Origin of the sequence: Sediminicoccus sp. KRV36, assembly GCF_023243115.1 — a bacterium.
Taxonomy (GTDB): Bacteria; Pseudomonadota; Alphaproteobacteria; order Acetobacterales; family Acetobacteraceae; genus Roseococcus.
On sequence record NZ_CP085081.1, the window covers coordinates 3,869,663 to 3,889,449 of the forward strand.

Consider the following 19,787-nt stretch of genomic DNA (forward strand, 5'->3'; position numbering starts at 1 on the left):
GGCCGCGCTGCCCCATGGCCCCCGATGCCGCGCGCATCGGCGGTCAGGGTCGGGCGGCGGGCGGTGCTTCGGCGAGGCGAAACCCGGCGGGGAGTTGGAACAGTGCCGGGTCGGGGCGGGCCAGGCGGATGTCGCTCTGTCGGGTTTCCAGGACGAGGCCGCCGGCCGGGCTGGGTTGCCATTGCCAGGCTTCCAGCAGGACGCCGTCCCGCCGGCAGGTGTTGCGCTCCACCGCATGCCATTGGCCACTCACGCCGCGCAATTCGATGATGAAGGTGACCTGGCCGCGGCTGCGCTCCTCGCGCTCGCGCCGGTCCTGCGGCGCGGGTGCGGCGGTGGCGGGCGGCGGCGCGAGGCGCAGGGCCACGGCGGGCTGGGCGCTGGTCAGGAAGACCGCATGGAATTCGGGGGTGATGAGGGTGACCAGCCGCCCCTCGCCAGGGCCGCGCGCTTCGATGCGCTGCCGGGGGCCATCGAGCGTCACGCGCGCGGCCGTGGCCGGCGCGCCGCCGGCGGAGGTGAGGCGCATGGCGCTGTATGCGGGCTGGCCCAGCCGCGCGCAGCGCGGATCGGCCCTAGCGGGCGCAATGCCGGTGGCGAGCGCCATCACGATTGCGAGGGGGGCCGCGCGCCGCATCTCAGAACGGAAGCGGAAAGCCGGCCGGCGGCACGGCCGTCTGGATGGCGCGCGAGACACTCCGCTCGACCGAGACGCCATCGCGCACGGCCTGCAAGGGCGAGCCCTGGGGCAGGGCCCCGCCACGCCGCCACACCGCGAGGACGGCGCCCGTGAATTCGCGGCGGAACTCATGATCCAGCATCGTGACCTGCCCCTGGATGGGATCGGCGATGTAGTGAAACCCATCGCGCGAGGCACGCAGGACGGAGAAATGCTGCCACGCGCCCTTGTCCAGATGCACGATCACCGGCCCCGCGATCTGCGGCAATTGGGCCGCGTCAATCCGTGCGGCCTGGGCGGCGAAGCCCAGCCGCTCGGCCGCGAAGGTGATGTCCTCAAGGGAGAAACCCTGCTGCTGTTTGCTGCGCCAGGCCGCCTCGCCCGGGTAGCGCTGGCGGAGGATGGTGATGACCTCTGCCTCGGTGGTGGGGCGGCGCAGGAAAAAGGTGAGCAGCGTCGCCAGCGAAGCGCTGCCGCAGGAGAATTCCAGCACCTGGCGGACGACATGGGCGTAGCGCCGCTCCTGCCAGGATTGCGGCCGGCGCATCAGCGCCTCGCCCGCCGCTGCCGGAGACGCGGAGAGTGCCAGCAGACCGAGTGCGATACGACGCGTGGGGGGCATGTTCAGAACCTGTATCTGAGGCCGAGGCCCAGTTGAACATTCGGGCTATCCGAGACGAGGCCGAAGGCCAGCGCCGGCTCCAGCCAGAACTGGGTGCCGAGGCGCTGGACCAGCGAAAGGCGCAGCGCGGCGGACTCGCTCGCGGTGTTGCGATAAGTGATGGAATTGGCCTGGAGGGCGGAGGTGTAGCTGCCGATGAAGGTGAAGCCGAGCGTCGAGCGCTCACTCAGGGCAAAGCTGATGCCGGCATTGTAGTTGATCCGGCGACCGGGGCGGAAGGTGATGCCCGATTGTTCGAGCGGGAAGACATATTCGTAGGAAACCCCGCCAAACAGCACCAGTGGGTCCACCGTCTTGAAGAACTGGACGCCGCTGCGCAACGCCCATGCGCCCCGCGTGGAGATGGCCTGGGTGATATCCACCGGCACCAGCTCCGCGCTCAAGCCGGTGGCTGGGCTGATGAAGGGCGAGGGCCCCGTGGGTGTTACCACGGCCGCCGTGAAGACTGCGCCGGGCCAGAAGGGGCGCTCCCCCCAACCCAGGATATTCACCTGGGCCGAGACATCCCCGATGCCACGCGTTTCACGGTCGGAGATGAGGCTTGGCGAACGCTCGAAGCTGCGGGTGGATTGGAAAAACGGTGCCGTGATGGCGGCTTCGACACCGGCCATGATCCCCAGCCGCGCCGTGAGCACCGCCGAGGCGCTGCGGTCCGCCGAAATGATGCGCCGGTCCCGCAGATAGCCGAGATCGAGCGAAGCTTCGGCCTGGCCTGGGCGCAGCGTGACAGCCTGGTCACGGAAGACGAAAGCCTCCTGCGGGATTTCCTCGTCATGCGGGTCGCGTGTGCGCGAGGGCGGCATGGCCGGTGGCGCCGTGGGGGGTGCGGGGGGCGGCGCAGCGGCGGCAGCTGTGGCGCGGGGCGGACGGGGCGTTTGCGGCGCCCGCTCCAGCTGCTCAAGCCGGCGTTCGAGCAGGCGGATTCGCTCCAGCAGGCGCGCCTGCTGCGCTTCGGCCGAGGGCGCCGCGGCCTGGGCATCGGCTGGCGCGGGATGGAAGGCCAGGAGTGCCGCGGCGGCAGCACCGCGGACACCCCAGGCGCCAGCACGGCGCTGGCCGATGGATTTGCCGATCCTGCGGAGCGACAAGGACCAGACATTTTGTCTGTTCATGGGCATCGCAAGCACTACATGCCGATGCCGGAATAGTATGCCGCGTGGTGGCTGAAGATATAAGCATAATACGCGTAGAAAGCCGCGGTCTCATACCAGCTTTTTTCAGATGGCGTGTTCGATCCCGCATAATATCGGCCATAGAAGGAATAGACATACGCCGTATATGAATAGGATACCGCCAAGCCGCCGTAGTAATCCGCCGTGGCGCCGCGCGCGGTAATATCGCGTGAGGCTTCCAGCGACAGCGCCTCAATGGCGGCCGTCCCGAAGACGGGGCTGCGCTCGGCGCGGATAGGCACGAAGGGCAGGGCAGCGAGAAACAGGACAGTGGCAGCGATCAATCGGAGCTTCTTCACGGGGACCATCCTTTTTTGGGGGTCCCTGAAGCTATCGCGGCCGGATTAAGACAAGGTGAAGCGGCCCGGTCAGGCCGCCGGAATCGGATAGAGATCGCTGCGGGTCAGCGGTAAGCCCGATGGACCGCGCGTGCGCTTGGTGGCAACGGTCTGGAAAATGCAGACCGTGCCTCGCTCGAAGGCGATGGCGCAGCCCGCCAGATAGAGCAGCCAGATGCGCGTCTTGGCCGCACCGACCTCGGCCTCCGCCGCCGCGCGATTGGCGTAGAGCCGCTCGGTCCAGATACGGCAGGTGCGGCCGTAATGCTCGCGCCAGTTTTCCGTATCGTGGATTTCGAAGCCGTTGCGCTCCATGGAATCCGTGCTGCCACCCAGGTGGTCCAGTTCGCCACCCGGGAAGATGTAGTTCACCAGTGCGGCGAATTCGGGCCGCTTCTTGCGGAATTCGCGCTCATTCTTTTTCATCGGGCGCGCGATGGCGTGGTGCAGATAGATCCCGCGCGGGCGCAGCAGCGAACGGATCTGGCGAAAGTATCCCTCGCGATTGTCGAGGCCAATCGCCTCATACATCCCGATCGAGGCGATCTTGTCGAACTCCATGCCCGCCAGGCTGCGGAAGTCGCGCAGCTCGATGGTGACGCGGTCCTCCAGGCCCAGGCGCTTCACCTTCGCCATGGCGAAATCATACTGCGCCTGGCTCAGCGTCACGCCATGCGCATGGGCGCCGTAATGCTGCGCCGCGTGGCAGATGAGGCCGCCCCAGCCGCAGCCAATGTCCAGCATGCGGTCACCCGGCTGCAGCCGCAGCTTGCGGCAGATCATGTCCAGCTTGGCCTGCTGCGCCTCGGCGATGCTGTCGTCGCCATGGGGGAAATAGGCGCAGGTATAGACCATCTCGGGGTCGAGAAAGAGCGCGTAGAATTCGTTCGAGAGGTCGTAATGGAACTGGATCAGCGAGGTGTCGTCGCGTCCCGCCTCGAAGCGCGCGGTCTGCGCGCCCGCATAGGCGTGGCTCGCGCCCTCAAGCTTGCGGTCGGGCGTGCCGGGTCCGAACAGAAAAGGCAGGAGAGCGCGGATCGCCGCGAATGTGTTGATCTGCTTCAGCAGGCCGCGTGTGCGGCGCGTACCGATGCGGTCCGCGAAGGCCAGCAGGCTGCCGCCTTCCAGGTCAATCCTGCCCTCGGCCATCAAATCGAACAGCGTGGCCGCGCGCGGCTTGCGCAGCAATTTCGTGATGGCGGCCGGGTCGTTGATCGCCAGTGCGAGGTCGCCACTCCAGCGCGGCCCCAGTGGCACCGCTTCGCCATCCCAAAGCCGCACCGCGAGGTCGAGCTCAAGCTTGCTGCCGAGATCGGTGATCACGCGCCGCAATGCCGCGATCCGGGAATCAGGCGGGGTCATCACACGTCCAGATTCGCAACCTTGAGGGCATTGCCCACGATGAAGTCGCGGCGCGGCTCCACCACATCGCCCATCAGCGTGGAGAAGACGCTCTCCGCATCCTCGGCATCATTCACCCGCACCTGAAGCAAGGTGCGGATGGCGGGGTCCAGCGTGGTCTTCCAGAGCTGATCCGGGTTCATCTCGCCCAGGCCCTTGAAGCGCTGGAAGGAGAGGCCGCGCCGGCCCTGCGCCAGGATGCGGTCAAACGCGGCGAGTGGCCCGCGCACCGCGGCCTCATTGCCGTCAAAGGCCAGCTTGGCGCCGGCTTCGAATTCGTCGCGCAGCTTCGCCCGCCGCTCATCCAGCCAGCGGGCCTCGGTGCTGCGCAGCGCCGCGGCCGAGAGCGTGTGCCGTTCGGCCACGCCACGCACCATGCGGTGCATGTGGATGCCCGCCTCATCCACGCTGGCCTTCCAGCCGCGCTCGGAAGGGGGCGCCATGGCATCGAGGCGCGCCACGAAATCCTGCGCCCCTTCCAGTGCGCGCTGCATGTCGGGCGTGAGGATGCCCGCCATGGCCGCCTGCTCCACGATCTCCACCGGAACACCGGCAGCGAGGCGGCGAATGCGCGAGGTGGTCTGCCGCAGACTTTCCACCACCTCGGCCAGCTCGGCCTCCACGGCGACGCGGCCATCGGCCAGCGTGATCTTCGCGTTGCTGGTCGCCTTCTCGATCAGGTAATCCTCCAGCGCGCGGTCATCCTTGAGGTAGCGCTCATCGCTGCCGCGCTTGGCCCGGTAGAGCGGCGGCTGGGCGATGTAGAGATGCCCGCGCTCGATCAATTCAGGCATCTGCCGGAAGAAGAAGGTCAGCAGCAGGGTGCGGATGTGGCTGCCATCCACATCGGCATCCGTCATGATGATGATCTTGTGGTAGCGCAGCTTGTCGGCCGAAAATCCGCCCCGTGCCGGCTCGCCCGTGCCGATGCCGGTGCCGAGGGCCGTGATCAGCGTGCCGATTTCGGCACTGGCCAGCATCTTGTCCATGCGGGCACGCTCGACATTCAGGATCTTGCCCTTGAGCGGCAGGATGGCCTGGTTGGCGCGGTTGCGCCCCTGCTTGGCGGAGCCACCGGCGCTGTCACCCTCGACGATGAAGATCTCGCTCTTGGCGGGGTCCTTTTCCTGGCAATCGGCCAGCTTGCCGGGGAGCGTCGAGATATCCAGCGCGTTCTTGCGCCCCACCTTCTCGCGCGCCAATTGCGCCGCCTTGCGCGCCACGGCACTCAGCACGACCTGGTCGAGGACGAGCTTCGCCTCCTTCGGATGCGTCTCGAACCAATGGGAGAGCGCATCGGCCACAGCCATGTGCACCACCGGCTGCACCTCGGAGGATACGAGCTTGTCCTTGGTCTGCGAGCTGAATTTCGGATCCGGCACCTTGACCGAGAGCACGCAGGTCAGCCCCTCGCGCATGTCATCGCCGACGAGTTCGATCTTTTCCTTCTTCGCCAGATCCTCGGCGTATTTGGAGACGATGCGCGTCAGCGCCTGGCGGAAGCCCGCCTGGTGCGAGCCGCCATCGCGCTGCGGGATGTTGTTGGTGAAGCAGAGCATCACCTCACGCGGCGAGGAGGTCCACCACATCGCGAGCTCGACGCGAATGCCCTCGCCTTCCTTGGCGATGACGCTGATGGGCGGCTTGAAGATCGGGTCCTTGCCCTTGTCCAGCCACTCGACGAAGGCGACGAGGCCGCCATCGAATTTGAACTCGGCGGTTTGCGCCGGCACATGGCGGTCATCGCGGATGGTGATGGCGAGGCCCGAATTGAGGAAGGCCAGTTCGCGCAGCCGGCGCTCCAGGATGTGGAAATCATACTCCACCTGGGTGAAGGTGCCGGCCGAGGGCTTGAACGTCACCTGCGTGCCCTGGTGATGCGGGCTTGGCCCCACGATCATCAGCGGCTGCACCGTGTCGCCATGCTCGAAGCGGATGAAATGCTCGACCCCACCGCGCCAGATGCGCACTTCCATCCATTCGCTGAGCGCGTTCACCACGGCGGCACCCACGCCGTGCAAGCCGCCCGAGACCTTGTAGGAATTCTGGTTGAACTTGCCGCCCGCATGCAGCCGCGTGAGCACAACCTCGGCCGCCGAGACGCCTTCCTCGGCGTGGATATCCACGGGGATGCCACGCCCGTCATCGGTCACGGTCACGCTGCCATCGCCGTTCAGCACGACATCCACGCGGCTGGCGTAGCCGGCCTGGGCTTCATCCACGGAATTATCAATGATCTCGAAGGCCATGTGGTGCAGGCCCGAGCCGTCATCGGTGTCGCCGATATACATGCCGGGGCGCTTGCGCACCGCTTCCAGGCCACGCAGCACAGTGATCGAGGCGCCGGTATAATCGGCATCGGAGACCTGGTTCAGGGGGTCGTCACCGCTGGGGGAATCGCTGCTCATCGGGAATCGGAAAACCTTCGGAAAGACCTGGGCTTTATGCCAGTTTTACGCGCCCAGGGACAGGGGTGCCGGATGCGCACCGCCAGGGGTGATTCGCCAGTGCTCGGCCTGGTCTGCAACAGGCGTGAAAACCCCGGCATCCGTGCCCGTCAGGAAGCTTTGCGCGGGCAGTGCTGCCAGCGCGTCAAAGAGGGCCGCGCGGCGCTCCTCATCCAGATGCGCCGCCACCTCATCCAGCAGCAGCAGGGGGGCGAAGCCGCGCGCGGCCGCGATCAGGCCCGCATGGGCCAGCACGGTGGAGATCAGCAGCGCCTTCTGCTCGCCCGTGGAGCACAGCCCGGCCGGCATGGCCTTGGCCGCGTGGGTGAACAGCAGGTCCGCGCGGTGCGGGCCGCCCAGCGTCGCACCTGCTGCCGCATCGCGGGCCCGTGCGGCCGCCCAGCTGGCGCGCAGGGCGTCCTCGGCGGCCAGTGCCGGCATCTCCGCCAGCAGGGCCGCGGCAGGGCATTGCAGGGCCAGGATGGCGGCCGGGAAGGCACCGGCCGCGCCACCCTCCATCGCGGCGTTCAGCCGCGCCACCAAGGCCCGGCGTGAGGCCGCGATGGCGATGCCGTGCCGCGCCATCGCATCCTCCAGCCCGGCCAGCCAGGCGGCCTCGGCCCGGCCCTTGGAGAGCAGGCGGTTGCGCCCGGCCATGGCCGCTTCATAGGCAGTCACCTCACGCGCCAGATGCGGCTCCAGCGCCATGGCCAGACGGTCCAGGAAGCGGCGGCGGCCACCAGCACTTTCCTGAAACAGGCGGTCCATCTGCGGCGTGATCCAGACGGCGGCCACACGCTCGGCCAGATCGGCCTGGGTCCGGATCTTCTCGCCGTCGAGGCGGAAGGCCCGGCGCTCGGCGCTGCCCTCCTCCAGGCTGCCCGTGCCGATTTCGAAACCGCCCAGCCCATCGTCGAAATGGCCGGAGACGCTCCAGGGCGGGGTGGCGCCCGCGGCCACCTCGCTGATGCGCGCGCCGCGCAGGCCACGCCCCGGGCCCAGCAGGCTGATCGCCTCCAGCAGATTGGTCTTGCCCGCGCCATTGGGGCCGGTGAACACCACCATGGGCGCGCCAAAGCGCAGCTCCGCCGCGGCATAGGAGCGATAGCGCGTCAGGCGCAGGCGGGTCAGGCGGAGCATGGACCGCAGGGGGCTTTGCCCCCCGCACCCCCCACCAAAGGCCGAAAGGCCTTTGGAAACCAATTGTGGGGATGGCGGAGAGGGGCGCGGAGCGTGCGTCGGGTCAGCGGTTCAGCCATGCCCCTCTCCGCCATCCCCACCAAAACGGGTTCCGAGGGCCTGGGCCCTCGGCGGGGAGCGCGAGGGGCAGAGCCCCTCGCCGGCCCTGGTCCGTCAGACCCGCATCGGCATGAGGACGTAGAGCGCATCATCATCCGCCGCGTCCTGCACCACGGTGGGTGCACTACCGTCGGAGAATTTGAAGCGCAGCGTCTCGCCCACCTGTTCAGTAATGTCGTTCAGGTAGCGCGCCTGGAAGCCGATCTCGATGGGCGAGGAGGCATAGGTGACCAGGCCCTCATCCAGTTCCTCGCGCGCTTCGCCCTGCTCGGCGCTGGAGGCGGTGAGCAGGAGGTTGTCGCTGGAAATGCTGAGCTTCACCGGGCGCGAACGCTCGCTGGAAATGGCGGCCACGCGCCCCACGGCATTGGCGAAGGCCTGCGTGCCGACTTCCATGATCTTGTCGTTGTTGCGCGGGATCACGCGCTCGTAATCGGGGAAGGTGCCGTCAATCAGCTTGCTGGTCAGCGTCACGGTGCCGACGCGGAAGCTGATTTTGGTGTCCGAGAGGCGGAACTCGATCTCGTCGCGGGTTTCCTCGGCGAGCTTGTTGAGCTCATTCACCGTCTTGCGCGGGATGATGACGCCCGGCATGGCCGCCGCACCATCCGGGACATCGGTTTCCACGCGCGCCAGGCGATGGCCATCCGTCGCGGCCGCGCGCAGCTTCTTGCCGCCCGCATCCTCGGCCACATGCAGATAGATGCCGTTGAGGTAGTAGCGCGTTTCCTCGGTGGAAATGGCAAAGCGCGTGCGGGCGATCATGCCGCGCAGCTTGGCCGCTTCCAGCTTGAACTGGTGCGGCAGGGCGCCCTCCGTCATCGAGGGGAAATCCTCGACCGGCAGCACCGGCAGGCTGGTGCTGAAGCGGCCGGCACGCAGTGTCAGTGGCGCATCGCCGCCCTTGTGGTCGAGTTCGACCGTGGCGCCATCGGGCAGCTTGCGCACGATTTCATAGAGGGTCTGCGCCGGTGCCGTGGTGCGGCCCGGGCGCGCGACCTGCACGCCGGGCACTTCCTCGACGATGGCGATCTCCATGTCGGTCGCGGTCAGGCGCAGCGTGCCTTCCTTCGCGTCCAGCAGGATATTGGCCAGGATGGGAATGGTGTTCCGGCGCTCGACCACGGATTGCGTGTGGCCCAGTGCCTTGAGCAGGATGGCGCGCTCGACGCTGAACTTCATCTCTCCCGGTCCCTTGCTATCCGAAGGCGCAGGCGCGATTCGCCGCGCGAAGGCGTGTTTCCTGTAGCATTGCAGTGCGGTGGGGCAAAGCGCGCTTGCGGGAGGGCTTTGCCCCACCGCACCCGCCCACCAGGAAACCCGTTTCCTGGACCTTCATTCGTTTGGTAGATCAGTGATTTAAGGGAGGTGCAGGAACCTAAGGTTCTTGCTGGGGTGCGTGAGGGGCAAAGCCCCTCACATCTCGAGCATTTTCCGCAGCAAGGTCACATCCTCCGCAAAGGACGGGTCCTCAGCCATGAGTTCGGTGATCTTGTTCACCGCATGCAGCACCGTGGTGTGATCCCGGTTGCCAAAGCGCCGCCCGATCTCGGGCAGGGAGCGCGAGGTGAGTTGCTTGGCCAGATACATCGCCACCTGCCGCGGCCGCGCCACCGCGCGCGCGCGCCGGGCCGAGGCCATTTCCGTCAGGCGGATATTGTAGTGCTCGGCCACCTTGCGCTGGATGTCGTCAATCGAGAGCCGCTTGTCATGCGCGCGCAGAATGTCGGAGAGCACCTCCGGCACGCTTTCCAGCGTGATCGGACGGCCGAACAGCTTGGCATGCGCCACGATGCGGTTCAGCGCGCCTTCCAGGTCCCGCACATTGGAGGCGATCTTGCGGGCCAGCAGCTCCTGCACGCGGGGCGGGACTTCGACGCCCGAGATATTCGCCTTGGACTGCAGGATGGAGAGGCGCAGCTCATAGGTCGTGGCGTGCAGATCGGCGACGATGCCGCCGGAGAGGCGCGTGCGCAGCCGGTCCTCGATGCCCGAGAGGTCATTCGGCGCCTTGTCGGCCGAGATGATGATCTGCTTGCCGGCGTCAATCAGCGCGTTGAAGGTGTGGAAGAACTCCTCCTGAGTGTTGTCCTTGCCGATCAGGAATTGCAGGTCATCCACCATCAGCACATGGACCGAACGCAGCTGCGTCTTGAACTCCATGGTGTTGTGGCTGCGCAGGGCCGCGATGAAGCGGTACATGAATTTTTCCGCCGACATATAGGCGACGGAAAGGCCCGGATCCTGCTCGCGCAGGGACCAGGCGATGGCGTGCATCAGATGCGTCTTGCCGAGGCCCACGCCGCCATAGAGAAACAGCGGATTGAAGCCGGCCTGGGCCGGGCGCTCGGCCACGCGGCGCGCGCAGGCATGGGCGAATTCATTGGGCTTGCCGACGACGAAACTGTCAAAGGTGAAGCGCTGATCGAGCGGCACCAGCCAGTCATTGCGGACGGGCTCGGCCAGGGGCGCCGGCGTGGGCGCGAGGCTTTCCGCGAGGGAGGAAACCTCCTCTACCTCGTCTTCCAGGACAGGCTGCACCGCGCGGCTGGTCGCCTGGACGCGCAGTTCCACGAGCCGGATGCCGGGCATCTCGGCCTGGCAGAGCATGCGCAGGCGGTCGCCATAATGATCACGCACCCAGTCGCGCAGGAAACGCGTGGGAAGATGGACGAGCAGGGCCTCGCCCTCGACGCCCGCGAGGCTCATCTGGCGCAGCCAGTTGCGGTATTCGACGTCACCCACCTCCTGACGCAGGCGCGTGCGAACGCGGGCCCAGCAGGCGGCGATTTTTCCGGCGTTGGGCGTGGGGGTCTCGCCCGTATCCTGATCCATCCCTGTCCTCAGTCTCTCAACGCGTCCACCACCGCGAAAAGGGGGGCGGGCCGCATATCGGTTGCGTCATTTTGAGGGCGAGGGCGCCCCAAACCTACTTCCCGAGAGAAAACAGCCCTTTAGCGTCGGATGGCGCCGGCCGGGCCAGTCACCATGAACCAAAGCTTAACCTGAGATGCTCTCAGCCATGAAGCGCCACTTCATCCGGTTTGTTAAAAACAACCCGGAGTGTGACAAACAAGCCGCAATGTGACGACGAGGCGCCACAAGAAAAAGCTCCGCCATCAGGAGGTCAATTGACCTCCAGGCGAAGCCCTTCTGCTTGTCAGTATTGGGGTATTATTTTACGCGGTGGCGGTGTTGATCGCCTTGATCCGCGCCGACAGGCGCGACAGCTTGCGCGCCACGGTGTTGCGGTGCAGCACGCCCTTCGTCACTGCGCCCTGCATTTCCGGCTGCGCGCTCTTGAAGGCGGCCGCGGCCTGCTCCTTGTCCCCACCCGCGATCGCGAGTTCGACCTTGCGCAGGAAGGTGCGGACGCGCGAGCGACGCATGCGGTTGCGCTCGGTGCGCTTCTCGGTCTGACGGATGCGCTTGCGCGCGGAAGCATTGTTGGCCATGGGCGGTGTGATGCGATCGCTGCTGGAGTGGACGACAAGGACGGCAAGACCGTCGCGGAGGGGAGGGTCTAAGCCCCCTCCCCCCTGATCGTCAAGACAGGAGGTGAGGGCCCCGGCTCAACGGTTGCGGAAAGCCGGCTTGCGCTTCTCGGCGAAGGCCGACATCCCCTCCTTCTGATCCTCGGTCGCGAAGAGCGAGTAGAAGATCTTTCGCTCGAAGCGCACGCCCTCGGCCAGCGTCGTCTCGAAGGCGCGGTTTACCGCCTCCTTCGCGATGGCGACGGAGGGTGCCGAGAGGCTCGCGATCTTCTCGGCCACCTTCATCGCCTCCGCCATCAGCTGGTCGAGCGGCACGATGCGGGCCACCAGGCCGCTGCGCTCTGCCTCGACGGCGTCCATCATGCGGCCGGTCAGCACCAGGTCCATCGCCTTGGCCTTGCCCACCGCGCGGGTCAGCCGCTGCGTGCCGCCCGCGCCGGGGATGATGCCGAGGTTGATTTCGGGCTGGCCGAATTTGGCGTTCTCGGCCGCAATGATCATGTCGCACATCATGGCCAGCTCGCAGCCGCCGCCCAGCGCGAAGCCCGAAACGGCGGCGATCACCGGCTTCTTGATGGTGGTGACGCTTTCCCAGCGGGCGGTGATGAAATCCTCGAAATAGACGGCCGGGTAGGTGCGGTCCTTCATCTCCTTGATGTCGGCGCCGGCGGCGAAGGCTTTCTCGCTCCCCGTCAGGATGATGGCGGCGATGGCGGGATCCGCGTCGAAGCCGGCCAGCGCCTGGCCCAATTCGCCCATCAGCTGGTCGCACAGCGCGTTCAGCGCCTGCGGCCGGTTCAGCCGGATCACGGCGACCGCCCCTTGGGTTTCGGTCAGGATCATCTCGTAGGCCATGGCGTCCTCATTTTGTCGAGCGGCCGATTCAGACCTTCGGGCCAAGTGGCCCGCCGGTCATCGGACGCGGGTAACTCTTGCGCGGCCGATTCAGACCTTCGGGCCAAGCAGCCCGCCGGTCATCGGACGCTGGTAAGTCTTGCGCGGCCGATTCAGACCTTCGGGCCAAGTGGCCTTCCGGTCATCGGACGCGGGTCAGCGCTGATGCCTGGCACAGTAGAAGGTGGATCGGCCCGACTGCACAAGCCGGGTGATCCCGGCGCAGCCCGGCAGGCCGGGGCAGCGCGCGCAGGGCTGGCCCGCCCGGTCATAGACGTCGAAGCGCTCCTGGAAGACGCCCAGTTCCCCATCCGCCCGCACATAATCCCGCAGGCTCGACCCGCCGGCCGCGATGGCCTCGGTCAGCACCGAGGTGATGGCGGGCACCAGGCGTTGCGCCCGTGCCCCCGGAATGGTGGCCGCCAGCCGCCGGGGCGAGATGCCGGCGCGATACAGCGCCTCGCTCACATAGATATTGCCGAGGCCCGCCACCACCTTCTGGTCCAGCAGCGCCGCCTTGATCGGCGTGATCTTGCCCGCGAGTGCGGCCTCCAGCACCTCCACCGTGAAGCCGGGCTCCAAGGGCTCCGGGCCGATGCCGGCCAGCAGGCGGTGGCTCTCCTCGGCATCGCGCGGGATCAGGTCTACGCTGCCGAAGCGGCGGGGGTCCACAAAGCCGACGCGCCAGCCGCCCTCGGTTTCCAGCATCAGATGCTCATGCAGCTCGGGCGGCTGGTTGTGGCCGCGGGCGTCGCTCGCAATGCCCTGCGGGCCCATGCGCGCCACCACGGCCGCATCGCGGTGCCGCGCCACCATCCGGCCGGACATGCCCAGATGGATCAGCACACTGTCCCGCCCTGCGAGGCGCATCAGCATGTATTTGCCGCGCCGCCGGAACCCCTCGACCCGCGCGCCGGTCAGCGTCGCCACCAGATCAGGCGGGAAGGGCCAGCGCAGCCCTGCGCGCCGGGTTTCGGCGTGGCGGATCACCTGGCCCTCCAGCACGGCGGCCAGGCCGCGCATCACCGTCTCGACCTCGGGCAATTCGGGGATGGCGGCCTCCTCTTTCTCGGCTCGACCGCATGGCAGATTCGCGGAAGGGCCGCTATACCCAAAGCCATGACCGACCGCCCCGAGACCACCGCCGATTTCGGCTTCCGCAGCGTCCCCGCCGAGGAGAAGGCCGGCCTGGTGCGCGAGGTGTTCGACAGCGTCGCCCCCCGCTACGACGTGATGAATGACCTGATGTCCCTCGGCCTGCACCGGGCCTGGAAGCGCATCTTCGTCAACGCCATCCAGCCCCGGCCGGGCGAAACCCTGCTCGACCTCGCCGGCGGCACCGGTGATATCAGCTTCCTGGCGCTGGAACGCGGCGCCGGGCGCGTCATCTGCTCGGACATCAATGCCGAGATGCTGCGCGTCGGCCAGTCGCGCGCCTTGCAGAAGGGGCTGGCGCGGGGCTTGAGCTTCCTGTGCACCGATGCCGAACACATCCCCCTGCCCGATGCGAGCGTCGAGAAGGTCAGCATGGCCTTCGGCCTGCGCAACTGCACCGACAAGGACGCGGTGCTGCGCGAGGTGCGCCGCGTGCTCCGCCCGGGCGGGCGCTTCCATTGCCTGGAATTCTCGCGCCTGGAGGTGGCCGCCCTCGCGCCGCTCTATGACGCCTGGTCCTTCAAGGCGCTGCCGGCCATTGGCGGCCGCATCGCCCAGGATGCGGAGAGCTACCGCTACCTGGCCGAGAGCATCCGCATGTTCCCCGACCAGGCGACCCTCGCCGGCATGATGGCCGCGGCGGGGCTGGAACGGGTGCAGCATCGTAATCTTTCGGGCGGCATCGTCGCCATCCACACCGGCTGGAGGCTGTAACGATGGCACCGATGGACCGCTTCGGGCTGCGCCCTTCGACGATCGGAGCGGACACAAACGCGCCGATTCACGCCTTCGGGCTGCGCCCTTCGACGATCGGAGCCTGACATGGCGCAAAAAGACCTCCAGGCCCGCATCGAGGCAAGCTTCGCCCAGCAAGGGTTGATGCGCGTGATCGAGGCGCGCATCGCCGAAGTGTCGCCCGGCCGCTGCACCATCGAGGCGCCCTTCCGCAAGACCATGACGCAGCAGCAGGGTTTCCTGCATGCCGGCGTGCTGACGACGCTGGCCGATAATGCCTGCGGCTACGCCACCCTCTCCCTCCTGCCGCCCGGCCAGGAGGTGCTGACGGCCGAGCTCAAGGTGAATTTCCTGCGCCCCGCGCGCGGCGTGCTGGCCATCGCCCGCGCCGAGGTGCTGAAGCTGGGCCGCACGCTGACCGTGGCCCGCGCCGAGGTCTGGATGCGCGCGGAAGATGGCTCGGAGAGCCTTTGCGCCGCGATGCAGGCGACGCTGGTTCCCTCACTCACCGCGTGATGCGGGCCGGCCCGATGCTCACGGGGCGCGCGATGCTGGCCGGTGTCGCGGGCTGGCCGGTGGCGCATTCGCGCTCGCCGCTGCTGCATGGCAGCTGGATCGCCCGGCATGGGCTGGATGCCGCCTATGTGCCGCTGGCCATCGAACCGGCAAACTTCGCGCTCGCCATTCGCGGCCTGGCCGCAGCCGGGTTTCGCGGACTGAACGTGACCATCCCGCACAAGGAAGCGGCCTTCGCCGTCTGTGACGAGGTGCTGCCGCGCGCGCATCGGGCCGGCGCCGTGAACACGCTGATCTTCCGCGAAGGCCGCATCATCGGCGATTGCACCGATGGCTTCGGCTTCCTCGCTTCACTGCCGGATTACGACGCGCGCCGGGGCCCGGCCGTGCTGCTCGGCGCCGGCGGTGCGGCGCGCGCCATCGCGGCCGCGTTGCTCGATGCGGGTTGCCCGCATCTCACCCTCGTCAACCGCACGCCGGAACGCGCGGAGGCGCTGGCGCTGGCGCTGGGCGGCAACATCCATGTCAGCGCCACGCCCCCGCTGGAGGGCACGGCCCTGCTCGTGAACACCACCAGCCTCGGCATGGCCGGCCAGCCGCCCCTCACGCTGGAGCTGGCGGCCCTGCCCGATCACGCGCTGGTGGCCGATATCGTCTATGCGCCGCTGGAAACGCCCCTGCTCGCCGCCGCCCGCGCGCGCGGGCTCATTGGCGTGGACGGCCTGGGGATGCTGCTGCACCAGGCGCGGCCCGGCTTCGAAGCCTGGTTCGGCGTGGCGCCCGTGGTGGACGACGAACTGCGCCGCATCGTCGCGGCCGATATCCCGCCCCGATGAAGAACCACTGATGAAAGTCTGGGGCCTCACCGGCAGCATCGGCATGGGCAAATCCACCGCCGCCCGCGCCTTCCGCCGCCTCGGCGTGCCGATCTTCGACGCCGATGCCGCCGTGCACGCGCTGCAATCCCCGGGCGGCCGTGCCGTGCGCCCCATCGCGCGCGAATTCCCCGGCACGGAGCGCGATGGCGCGACCGATCGTGAGGCCCTGCGCAGCGCCGTGCTCGGCCAGCCGGAGGCGCTCAAGCGCCTGGAGCGCATCATCCACCCGCTGGTGCGTGAGGCGCAGGCCCGCTTCCTGGCCCGCTGGCGCGGCCGTGGCGCGCGGCTGGTGGTGCTGGATATTCCGCTGCTCTTCGAGACGCGGCGTGATCTGCGCGAATTCGACAAGATCCTGGTCGTCTCGGCCCCCGCAGCCGTGCAGCGCACACGCGTGCTGCGCCGCGGCGGCATGACCGAAGCGCGCCTCGCCGCCATCCGCGCCCGGCAGATGCCCGATGCCGAAAAGCGCCGCCGGGCGGATGTGGTGATCCGCACCGGGCTCTCGCGGCATCACGCGCAGGCCAGGGTGCGGCGGCTGGTGCTGGCGCCATGACGCGGCGTTGCGCCCGCCAGGACACCAGGCTTGCCGGCGCCGCCACCCATCGGCGCCGCGGCAGAGCAAATCCCATGATGGGCACAGCGGGACCGAACCATGCGTGAAGTCGTCCTGGACACCGAAACCACCGGCTTCGAGCCGCTGGAAGGCCACCGCGTCATCGAGATCGCGGCCATCGAGATCATCAACCTCATGCCCACCGGCAAGGTGTTCCACACCCTGGTGGACCCCGAGCGCGATGTGCCGCCTGAGGCGACGCGCGTGCACGGCTTCACCCGCGCCGATCTGGAGGGCAAGCCGCGCTTCCCGGATGTGGCGGCGGCCATGCTGGAGTTCCTCGGCGATTCGCCCATCGTGGCGCATAACGCGCCCTTCGATTTCAAGCATCTCGATGCCGAGCTGTTTCGCGCCAAGCGCCCGCCGCTCAATCCCGCGCGGATGGTGGACAGCCTCGCCCTCGCGCGCCTCGCCTTTCCCGGCGCGCAGAACAGCCTGGACGCGCTGTGCCGCCGCTTCGCCATAGATCTGTCCCAGCGCACCACCCACAACGCGCTGCTGGATGTGAAGCTGCTGGCCGAGGTCTATCTCGAATTGCGCGGCGGCCGGCAGCCGGGGCTGACGCTGGGCTCCGCCCCCGTGGTGCAGAACATCCTGCGCGAGGCGCGCGCCCCGCGCACGCCGCGCCCCATGGCCCCCACGCCCGCGCAGGAGGAGGCCTTTGCCAGCTTCCTCACGAAGGTGAAGGACCCGCTCTGGACGAAGTGAGCGGCGGCATCGTCGCCTCACCCGCCGCATGCACGCCCTGGCCGCGCAGCACGACCCACAGGCAGCGCAGCATGATCGCCACATCGCCCAGGAGGGTGATGCGCGTCACATAGCGCGCATCCCATTCCAGCCTTTGCGCCCAGGGCACCGCATTGCGGCCCGCGGCCTGGGCCAGGCCGCAAAGGCCGGGGCGCAGGGCCAACCGCGTCGCCTCGCGCGCCGTGTAGAACGGCGTGTAGCCCGGTGGCAGCGGCCGTGGCCCGACCAGCGACATCTCGCCGCGCAGCACCAGCCAGAGCTGCGGCAATTCATCCAGCGCCAGCGCCCGGATCGCCCGGCCGAAGCGCGTCAGCCGCGCGGCATCGGGCGCGGTGCCCGTGCGCATGCTGCGGAACTTGACCAGCCGGAACGTCACGCCGCCCCGCCCGGCGCGGCATTGGTGAAACAGCACCGGCCGGCCCAGCATCAGCGCCACCAGCAGCGCGGTGCCCAGCAGCAGCGGCAGGGTGGCCAGCAGCAGCAGGGCGGCGGCCACCACGTCGAAGCCGCGCTTGCCCCAGCGCTCATACATCGCGCGCCTCCAGCCCCAGGGAGAGGGCAAGGCCGAGTGCGAACCACACCATCCGGTTGCCCAGATCGGTCGAGACCATGGCCGTCATCGCGATCGGCAAGGTGAGGGCGGCGATCATCGCGGCCCGCTCCGGCGCCACGCGCCGCATGCGCGCGAGGGTGAACAGAACGGCCCCGCCAAACCCCGCGCACCAGAGCAGCAGCCCGACCGCACCGCCCTCCACCAGCGCCTCGACCGCGTGGTTGTGCGGATGCAGGCCGCGATCCTGACCAACGCCGATCGCCGGTGGAAAGCCGCCCGGCCCGAGCCCCGCCACGCCACCGAGGCGCCAGGCCTCGGCCCACAGGATTTCGCGCGCGGAATCGGCGCCGCCCTGCGGGCGAAACAGCCGCTCCAGCGTCGCCAGCTTGTCCGCCCGCTCGGGGTCGAGCAGCAGCAGGCCGAGGCCCGCCAGGCCGCCCAGCGCCACGAAGCCAAGCCAGGCCAGCGCGGGCAGCAGGCGGCCTTGCAACACCCAGCGCAAGGCGGGGGCCAGGGCCACCGTCGCGGCCAGCGCCAGGAAGGCGGCCCGCCCGCCGGGCAGCAGCACGCCCACGCCCAGCCCCAGCAGGACGCTCAGCCAGAACAGCAGCCGCCACCCCCGCGCCGACGTCGCCCGCAAGGCGGCGAGGCCGGCGGCGCAGGCAATCGCCAGGCCGGCCACCTGGTATTGCACCCGCACCCGCGCGGGATCGGCCCCCACCTGCCCGCCCAGCACCACCGCATCCGTGGCCAGCCCCCAGGCGATGGAGGCCGCGACAAAGACACCCAGCCAGATCGCGGCGGCGGCGAACACCCGGCGCGCGGCCGGCTCCGCGCCGATCAGCAAGCCCATCGCCAGCATGAGCGGCCCGGCCAGCACCACCTCCGGCAGGCGGTCGGCCACGCCGGCGCTCCAGGGGCTCCAGGCCGCAGCCAGCACCCACCAGGCCCAGAACAGGCCGCATGCGGCGAGCGGCGGACCGAGCCCCGCCGAAAGCCACCAGCCCCGGCCGAGCAGCAGCAGCGGCAGCAGCCCCAGCAGCACAAGCAGCGCGAGCAGCGTGATGTCGAAGGGCAGCGCCGCCACCGCCTGGGTGGATTTCAACGCACCGGCGAAATGCAGCATGGCGCCAGTGAGGCCGGCCAGGGACGCAAAGACCGGGGGCGCCAGAATCTGGTTGCGGCTCAGCACGCGCCATCGCCCGTCGGGCTGCGGGCCAGGACCGGCTCGACGCGCGGGTTGGCCGGGCGGGGCGCAGGCGCCTCAAGCCAGGGCATGGGCGCGGGCCAGTCCGCTGCCTCGCGCCGCAGCAGAATCCGGCAGGTGACGCAGAGCAGGACAGCCCCCGGGATGACGATCGCCAGCAGCACCAGCAGCAGCGGCCGGTTGGGGACCGAGGGGCGGATTTCCACCATGGGCACGGAGACCAGCCGCGCCGCCGCCGCCTCATCCGCCGCCACCACCAGCGCCGCGCGCTGCTGCTGCGCCAGCAATTCGAACAGGCTGTTGCGCAGGAACAGATCAGGCTCGATCCTGAGGCGCGCCTCCAGCGCCTCGATGCGCCGCCCGGCCAGCTCGGCCAGCGTTTCCCGCACGCGGGTCTCGGCCAGGCCATGCAGCCTCTGCAGCATGTCCAGCGCCGAGGCGCGGTCCCGATGGACCAGCTCGAGCGTCCAGGTGACCGAAGTCAGCGAGGGTGTCGCGGCGAAGTTCCGCTCCAGGAAATCCAGCGCGTCATCCGTATCGGCCAGGATGCGCAGCCCGAGCAGGCGCCGCACCGGGCCGAGCGGGAGAGTGCTGCGGCGCTCCGCGATCTGCGCCAGCAAGGGCGTGTCCCGCGCCAGGGCGGCCGCGGCCTCGGGGGCGCGCAGCGCCGCCAGATAGACCGCGAAATTCCCGCCCGGCCGCTGATCCAGCAGCGAGGGCTGCAAGAAGGGCGATGGCGTCAGCAGTGAGGAGGTGGCAATGCCCGTCGTCTCCGAAGGCGCCACGATGGCGGTGGCGACGAAGCTGCGCGGCCAGGTCCAGACCAGGGTCGCCGCCAGGGCAAAGAGCACCGCGCAGGAGAGCAGAATGCCCCCGCGCTGCCGCCACAACCGTCTGAGCAACTCCTCAAGCGCCATGCAGGCTCCATCCAAGGCGGCCAGGATGGATGCACGAATCGGCAGCATGCAACCTATGCG

The 19,787-nt window shown here is 68.7% G+C and carries 20 protein-coding genes; 5 read left to right on the top strand and 15 right to left on the bottom strand.

Annotation, left to right across the window (positions count from 1 at the left end):
• Nucleotides 1-43: 43 nt before the first annotated feature.
• The 12 genes from LHU95_RS18300 to mutM all read right to left on the bottom strand — a co-directional run bounded on the left by LHU95_RS18300 (nucleotide 44) and on the right by mutM (nucleotide 13,459).
• Nucleotides 44-607: a hypothetical protein gene (locus LHU95_RS18300; protein WP_248708387.1), complete on the bottom strand. Its 564-nt coding sequence runs from the start codon at nucleotides 605-607 to the stop codon at nucleotides 44-46.
• A gap of 31 nt (nucleotides 608-638) precedes the next feature.
• Nucleotides 639-1,301, bottom strand: coding sequence for a cysteine peptidase family C39 domain-containing protein (locus LHU95_RS18305; RefSeq protein ID WP_248708388.1), 663 nt, complete (start codon nucleotides 1,299-1,301; stop codon nucleotides 639-641).
• A gap of 2 nt (nucleotides 1,302-1,303) precedes the next feature.
• Entirely contained in the window at nucleotides 1,304-2,473 is a 1,170-nt protein-coding gene (locus LHU95_RS18310) for a hypothetical protein (RefSeq protein WP_248708389.1), read from the bottom strand.
• A 14-nt stretch (nucleotides 2,474-2,487) separates the two neighbouring features.
• Complete coding sequence (locus tag LHU95_RS18315) at nucleotides 2,488-2,832, bottom strand: hypothetical protein (protein WP_248708390.1); 345 nt, start codon at nucleotides 2,830-2,832, stop codon at nucleotides 2,488-2,490.
• A gap of 69 nt (nucleotides 2,833-2,901) precedes the next feature.
• Nucleotides 2,902-4,233, bottom strand: coding sequence for a cyclopropane-fatty-acyl-phospholipid synthase family protein (locus LHU95_RS18320; RefSeq protein WP_248708391.1), 1,332 nt, complete (start codon nucleotides 4,231-4,233; stop codon nucleotides 2,902-2,904).
• The gene (gene gyrB, locus LHU95_RS18325) at nucleotides 4,233-6,680 is read right to left on the bottom strand and encodes a DNA topoisomerase (ATP-hydrolyzing) subunit B (RefSeq protein ID WP_248708392.1); all 2,448 of its coding nucleotides are present in this window, start codon (nucleotides 6,678-6,680) and stop codon (nucleotides 4,233-4,235) included. Before gyrB ends, LHU95_RS18320 begins: the two co-directional genes overlap by 1 nt.
• A 45-nt stretch (nucleotides 6,681-6,725) precedes the next feature.
• Complete coding sequence (recF, locus tag LHU95_RS18330) at nucleotides 6,726-7,859, bottom strand: DNA replication/repair protein RecF (protein WP_248708393.1); 1,134 nt, start codon at nucleotides 7,857-7,859, stop codon at nucleotides 6,726-6,728.
• Nucleotides 7,860-8,072: 213 nt separating this feature from the next.
• A complete protein-coding gene (gene dnaN, locus LHU95_RS18335; protein WP_248708394.1) occupies nucleotides 8,073-9,200 on the bottom strand; it encodes a DNA polymerase III subunit beta in 1,128 nt (375 codons plus the stop codon).
• Nucleotides 9,201-9,434: 234 nt separating this feature from the next.
• On the bottom strand, nucleotides 9,435-10,853 hold the full coding sequence (gene dnaA, locus LHU95_RS18340; protein WP_248708395.1) for a chromosomal replication initiator protein DnaA: 1,419 nt from the start codon (nucleotides 10,851-10,853) through the stop codon (nucleotides 9,435-9,437).
• Between the two features lie 344 nt (nucleotides 10,854-11,197).
• Complete coding sequence (rpsT, locus tag LHU95_RS18345; RefSeq protein ID WP_248708396.1) at nucleotides 11,198-11,473, bottom strand: 30S ribosomal protein S20; 276 nt, start codon at nucleotides 11,471-11,473, stop codon at nucleotides 11,198-11,200.
• Nucleotides 11,474-11,590: 117 nt separating this feature from the next.
• Nucleotides 11,591-12,367: an enoyl-CoA hydratase gene (locus tag LHU95_RS18350; RefSeq protein ID WP_248708397.1), complete on the bottom strand. Its 777-nt coding sequence runs from the start codon at nucleotides 12,365-12,367 to the stop codon at nucleotides 11,591-11,593.
• Nucleotides 12,368-12,562: 195 nt separating this feature from the next.
• Nucleotides 12,563-13,459, bottom strand: coding sequence for a bifunctional DNA-formamidopyrimidine glycosylase/DNA-(apurinic or apyrimidinic site) lyase (gene mutM, locus LHU95_RS18355; protein WP_248711587.1), 897 nt, complete (start codon nucleotides 13,457-13,459; stop codon nucleotides 12,563-12,565).
• Between the two features lie 66 nt (nucleotides 13,460-13,525).
• On the opposite strand from mutM, the gene LHU95_RS18360 reads away from it, so the two are divergent.
• From LHU95_RS18360 to dnaQ, 5 genes are all read left to right on the top strand, one after another.
• Nucleotides 13,526-14,275: a class I SAM-dependent methyltransferase gene (locus LHU95_RS18360; RefSeq protein ID WP_248708398.1), complete on the top strand. Its 750-nt coding sequence runs from the start codon at nucleotides 13,526-13,528 to the stop codon at nucleotides 14,273-14,275.
• A 108-nt stretch (nucleotides 14,276-14,383) separates the two neighbouring features.
• Entirely contained in the window at nucleotides 14,384-14,812 is a 429-nt protein-coding gene (locus tag LHU95_RS18365; protein ID WP_248708399.1) for a PaaI family thioesterase, read from the top strand.
• Between the two features lie 14 nt (nucleotides 14,813-14,826).
• Nucleotides 14,827-15,648 (top strand): shikimate dehydrogenase, encoded by an 822-nt coding sequence (locus LHU95_RS18370; RefSeq protein ID WP_248708400.1) that lies wholly within the window; start codon nucleotides 14,827-14,829, stop codon nucleotides 15,646-15,648.
• 10 nt (nucleotides 15,649-15,658) lie between these two features.
• Nucleotides 15,659-16,243: a dephospho-CoA kinase gene (gene coaE, locus LHU95_RS18375; protein WP_248708401.1), complete on the top strand. Its 585-nt coding sequence runs from the start codon at nucleotides 15,659-15,661 to the stop codon at nucleotides 16,241-16,243.
• A 99-nt stretch (nucleotides 16,244-16,342) separates the two neighbouring features.
• Nucleotides 16,343-17,011 (top strand): DNA polymerase III subunit epsilon, encoded by a 669-nt coding sequence (gene dnaQ, locus LHU95_RS18380; protein ID WP_248708402.1) that lies wholly within the window; start codon nucleotides 16,343-16,345, stop codon nucleotides 17,009-17,011.
• Here the strand turns inward: dnaQ and LHU95_RS18385 are convergent.
• The 3 genes from LHU95_RS18385 to LHU95_RS18395 are packed head-to-tail and all read right to left on the bottom strand — an operon-like array spanning nucleotide 16,977 to nucleotide 19,775.
• Nucleotides 16,977-17,582, bottom strand: coding sequence for a sugar transferase (locus LHU95_RS18385; protein ID WP_248708403.1), 606 nt, complete (start codon nucleotides 17,580-17,582; stop codon nucleotides 16,977-16,979). The genes dnaQ and LHU95_RS18385 overlap by 35 nt on opposite strands.
• Nucleotides 17,575-18,795: an O-antigen ligase family protein gene (locus LHU95_RS18390; RefSeq protein ID WP_248708404.1), complete on the bottom strand. Its 1,221-nt coding sequence runs from the start codon at nucleotides 18,793-18,795 to the stop codon at nucleotides 17,575-17,577. Before LHU95_RS18390 ends, LHU95_RS18385 begins: the two co-directional genes overlap by 8 nt.
• A complete protein-coding gene (locus LHU95_RS18395) occupies nucleotides 18,789-19,775 on the bottom strand; it encodes a hypothetical protein (RefSeq protein ID WP_248708405.1) in 987 nt (328 codons plus the stop codon). Before LHU95_RS18395 ends, LHU95_RS18390 begins: the two co-directional genes overlap by 7 nt.
• Nucleotides 19,776-19,787: the final 12 nt, after the last annotated feature.